The organism is Okeania sp. SIO2B9 (assembly GCF_010672505.1).
GTDB classification, from domain to species: domain Bacteria; phylum Cyanobacteriota; class Cyanobacteriia; order Cyanobacteriales; family Microcoleaceae; genus Okeania; species Okeania hirsuta.
In genome coordinates this window covers 1-4938 of record NZ_JAAHGK010000511.1, presented here as the reverse complement: position 1 = coordinate 4938, position 4938 = coordinate 1, and the positions used below count along the sequence as shown (strand labels likewise).

Below are 4938 nucleotides of genomic sequence, written 5' to 3'. Positions count from 1 at the left end.
CTTTGATTATTACTTTAGTTTTGTTAGGAGCTTTGATTGTTCTGAGTCAATCTTCTGTAATTGCACCGTTTATTTATACTTTGTTTTAATTTGACGTTTAAAAAAGCGGTCAGCGGTCAGCAGTCATCAGTCAGCAGTAAACGTTTAGAAGGGGACTGTTACTCTTCCACGCACCTTTCGGTTTATAGAAACTGGGGATTTAAACCAGAGCTTCTAAAAGCTGTTAACGGAGTTCCTCTGCAAGAGGCTAGCTGTTTGCGGAGCATTCCGGTATGGAAATGGTAAAAGCTAATAGCTAGTTAACTTTACATTTCTAGCAGAAGGTTTTAGTTACAGGTACTAATAACTGTTAACTGATAACTGATAACTGAAAAGTTGGGTTTATCCCCAGGATAAACTCTGCTAATTTTCCTCAACCCAATCTACAGGATCAAAATACAAAAAAATTATAGCTGAGAGGATGATTAAACTAAAAACTTTGGTGGTAAATTTAGGTATGATTTTCGCCAGTTTATTTGTTGGGATAGCGATCGCTGAAGTAGGAGCAAGAATTGCTGGTTTGGAGGGTTTAAAAAAAATGTCGGAAAGTACCCATGCAGAATTTTATCCTACATTTCATACTATTCCTCATCCGGTTAGAGGTTGGGAATATAGAGGTAATGTTTCTGGTTGGTGGACGAGCGAAGGAAAGGCTTATTTAGAGTTTAATAGTCATGGTCTTAGAGGACCGGAAATTACTAAAGCAAAACCAGAAAATACTCTAAGAATTGCTGTACTTGGGGATTCTTTTACTTCAGCAGTGCAGGTTTCTTATCAGCAAACTTTTGTGGCAGTAATGCAGAAGGAATTGGGAAAATGTACTAATTTAGAAAGTCAAAAAGTAGAGGTAATTAATTTTGGAGTGGATGGTTATGGAACTGCCCAACAATTATTAACTCTCCGAGAAAAAGTATGGGATTTTCAGCCGGATATTGTGCTTTTAGCTTTTTTTATTGGCAATGATGTTACTGATAATTCTCGACAGTTAGAAAATAATCATTATCGACCTTTTTTTGTTTATGAAAATGGGAAGTTAGAATTAGATTTATCTTTTAGAGAACTAACTATTAGTCAAGCAAACCGCTACATGATTACTACAGTCGATAAATTACCAACTTGGCTAGTAAATAATGTCAGAATTTTACAAATTATCAAAAAAGTAGAGGCAGATCAAAAGAAGAGAAATGCTGCCAGACATTTTGAAAATTTACAAGCTAATAATTTTAGAGAACCGCCAAATTCTGCTTGGCAAGAAGCTTGGAAAATTACTGATGAACTAATAGGAATCATGGCAAAAGAAGTACAAGAAAAAGGTGCAGAATTTAAAGTAGCTAAAGTGATGACTCCGATGCGAGTTCATCCAAATCAAGAATGGCGAGAAGGGTATATGAAAATTATGAATATTCAAGACTGGTCATATCCAACAAAAAGACTGCAAAATTTAGGAGAAACTTATAATTTTTCTGTGATTGATTTAGTCGAACCTTTTGATGATTATGTTCGGGAAAATCCGGTTTGTGTTCATGGGTTTAAAAATACGACAATGTGTACGGGACATTGGAATGCTACAGGGCATAAATTAGCAGGAGAAATTATTGCTGAAAATTTATGTAAAAGGTTATAGCGCTACGCGCAAGTTAAAAGTCAAAAGTCAAAAGTTAAAAGTAATTCCTGTCTAGGTTTGAGCATTTAAAATGTCCTAACTTTTGCTTCGACTGCTATATAGGAGAGTGTGGGAAGTGTGGAAGTAGGGGAGTAGGGAAGAAAGTTAGTATTTTGGGCAAATAAGGGCAGAAAAATCAAAGAAAAATTCTTCCTCCTTTCTTCTGTATAATTCTCCTGAATTTTTAATTCTGACTCCTACCCTTATCAAAAGACTTTTTATTAAAAAATAAACCTCCAATTTAATGAAAAAACTCAAGAATTTAGCCATCAATTTAGGATTAACATTGGGTACATTAATATTTACTCTGACAGTAAGTGAAATAGGATTAAGAATAGCAGGAATTGAGCATCCAACGATAAAAATAGATGGAGATCAAAATCCTCTCCATACTTTCAAAGATATGTACAGAGGTTGGGCAGGAAAACCTAATGGCAAAGGATTTTGGCAGGAAGAGGGTATCCCTTCTGAAATAATAATGAATAGTGCAGGATTTCGCGATTATGAACGGAGTAAAAATAAACCAGAAAATGGATTGAGAATTGCTTTATTGGGAGATTCTTTTACAGAAGCACTTAATGTCAAATTAGAAGATACTTATGGTGCAATAATGGCAGAAAAACTACAACAATGCCCTGTGTTGAAAAACCGAAAAGTAGAAGTAATAAATTTTGGGGTAAATGGTTATGGAACAGCACAACAATTAATGACTTTAAGGGATCGTGTTTGGGATTATCAACCAGATTTAGTCATATTGGCTTTTTATCCAGGTAACGATCTTAGTAACAATTATCGCGGTCTAGAACATGACCATTTACGCCCTTATTTTGTTTACCAAGATGGGCAACTTGTGGCAGATATGTCATTCCGAAATTTGAAGTTTTGGCAGAGAAATCGTTATGCTTTTTCTATTGTAGATTTCTTGCCATATTGGTTGATAAAAAATTCTCGAATTCTACAGTTAATTAGAAAGGTAGATCTTGATGCTAAACGCCGTCAGTATAATCGGGATTACAATGCAATTAATATAGATTTTTATAAAGAACCAAAACCCAATTCTGATTGGGAAGAAGCTTGGGATGTAACTGAGGGTTTAATTAAGTTAATGCGAGATGAAGTATATGAAAAAAAGGCAGATTTTATGCTGATAACAGTTAGTCATTCTTCTCAAGTACTTCCCGATGTTCAAGAGCGCGATAACTTGAAAAAAATTTTAAATGTGTCAAATTTATTTTACCCAGATATTAGACTAAAAAATTTTGGGAAAGAGGAAAATATACCAGTTTATAATTTAGCTGGACCTATTTGGGATGAGGCTAAAAAAACAGGTAAGTGTTTACATGGTTTTGATAATGCACTTCCCTGTGGAGGTCATTGGAATGTAGAAGGTCATAAATTGGTAGGGGAAATAATGGGAAATTATTTGTGCGAGAAATATGGCGGTTAGGAGTCAGGAGTTAGGAGTTAGAAGTCAGAATTTTATATCAAATTCATGATGATTAGTTACTTTATTGCCACTGAAACGAAGTGGAAGGAAGCAATTTTAGGGGTGGTGCGAGATTGCTTCCTATTGTCGCAATGACGACTTTTGTACAAAATTCGCGATCGCTCAGACAAATATACTATTTTTAGTTGAATAAAAAGTCATGCGTAGGTACGAACAAACCCCAATAACATTTATAATATCACAAAAATTGTGAGGGTGGAACCGAAAATCCTTTGAGCCGCCGATTTTTTCATGAGCTTCATAAAATGAAACTGTTTGTGGTTTTCTACTGAGGAGAGATAGAAGGTAAAGATTTGATGATGGGAAAAACAAGCATTTCTATGAGCTTCACAAAATGACAATATTTCTAGTATTTCTCCTGGGAAAAAAGCCTGAATATTTGATTGTGTCTCAGTCAGGAATTTTAGTTGAATAAAAAGTCATGCGTAGGTACGAACAACCCCTAATAACATTTATAATATCACAAAAATTGTGAGGGTGGAACCGAAAATCCTTTGAGCCGCCGATTTTTTTATGAGCTTCATAAAATGAAAATGCTTGTGATTTTCCACCCTAGGAGAGATGGAAGGAAAGATTTGATGATGAGAAAAACAAGCATTTCTATGAGCTTCACAAAATGCCTAAATATTTGATTGTGCCTCAGTCAGGAATTTTGGTTGAATAAAAAGTCATGCGTAGGTACGAACAAACCCTAATAACATTTATAATATCACAAAAATTGTGAGTATGGAACCGAAAATCCTTTGAGCCGCCGATTTTTTTATGAGCTTCATAAAATGAAAATGTTTGTGATTTTCCACCCTAGGAGAGATAGATGGAAAGATTTAATGATGGGAAAAATCTGATTCTAATCTTAAAAGTAGGGGAGTAAGGGAGTATTTTTCAATCTTTTTCTTGTATTGCCTCTATTCCACTCCCGACTCGTAACTCAAAAATTTTTACGCGGGCAAAGATAGCAAATGCTTTCTATATATATGTAATATATGTAGATATAATCCCGTTGAAAAGTGGTCATTGGGACGATAGGAAGTAATCTCAGGGACTTTCAAGATTGCTTCCTTCCACTCCGTTCTAGTCGCAATGACCTAAAATAACTAATTATTAAAATTTGATATGAGTGAAAAAAGTTTCTCTACTGTATCTCCATAAATTAGAAAATTACCCCAATTGTTTATACTTTCAGGTACTATATATAACTTGGTTTTTAACTTAACTTATTGTCAATACTAAAACTAAGAATAATCTCTTGCTCAACTAACCTAAATATAATGAAAAAACTTCAGAATTTAGCCATCAATTTAGGATTAACAGTCAGCACATTAATATTTGCTGTAACAGTGGCAGAAATAGGTCTAAGAATAGCAAAAATAGAAACTCCACCACCACCAAGAGAAGACTCTAATCAAGAACTTTTATATACAGCAAAAGATCCAAATCGAGGTTGGGCAGGAAATCCTAATGCCACAGCATTTTGGCAAGGAGAAGGTATACCTTCAGAATTAAAAATGAATAGTGGAGGGTTTCGTGATTATGAACGTAGTAAAACTCAACCTGAAAATGGATTAAGAATTGCTTTATTGGGAGATTCTTTTACAGAAGCACTTCATGTCAAATTGGAGGATACTTATGGTGCAATTATAGAGCAAAGATTACAACAGTGTCCTGTATTAAAAGACCGGAAAGTTGAGGTAATGAATTTTGGTGTACAGGGTTATGGAACAGCTCAACA

General features: G+C 34.6%; 3 protein-coding genes and 1 pseudogene. All 4 read left to right on the top strand.

Annotation, left to right across the window (positions count from 1 at the left end; translation table 11 throughout):
- Positions 1-2 precede the first annotated feature (2 nt).
- Positions 3-89, top strand: a complete 87-nt coding sequence (locus F6K13_RS18000) for a DUF5989 family protein (RefSeq protein ID WP_287287938.1) — start codon at positions 3-5, stop codon at positions 87-89.
- Between the two features lie 371 nt (positions 90-460).
- Positions 461-1663: an SGNH/GDSL hydrolase family protein gene (locus F6K13_RS17995; protein ID WP_124146026.1), complete on the top strand. Its 1203-nt coding sequence runs from the start codon at positions 461-463 to the stop codon at positions 1661-1663.
- 283 nt (positions 1664-1946) lie between these two features.
- Complete coding sequence (locus F6K13_RS17990) at positions 1947-3149, top strand: SGNH/GDSL hydrolase family protein (RefSeq protein ID WP_124146025.1); 1203 nt, start codon at positions 1947-1949, stop codon at positions 3147-3149.
- A gap of 1328 nt (positions 3150-4477) precedes the next feature.
- Positions 4478-4938 (top strand): annotated as a pseudogene (locus F6K13_RS17985) (SGNH/GDSL hydrolase family protein); the annotation flags it as partial.

Coding starts and splice junctions, on each gene's coding strand:
- F6K13_RS17995 (WP_124146026.1), top strand. CDS start 461: ATGATTAAACTAAAAACTTTGGTGGTAAATTTAGGTATGATTTTCGCC.
- F6K13_RS17990 (WP_124146025.1), top strand. CDS start 1,947: ATGAAAAAACTCAAGAATTTAGCCATCAATTTAGGATTAACATTGGGT.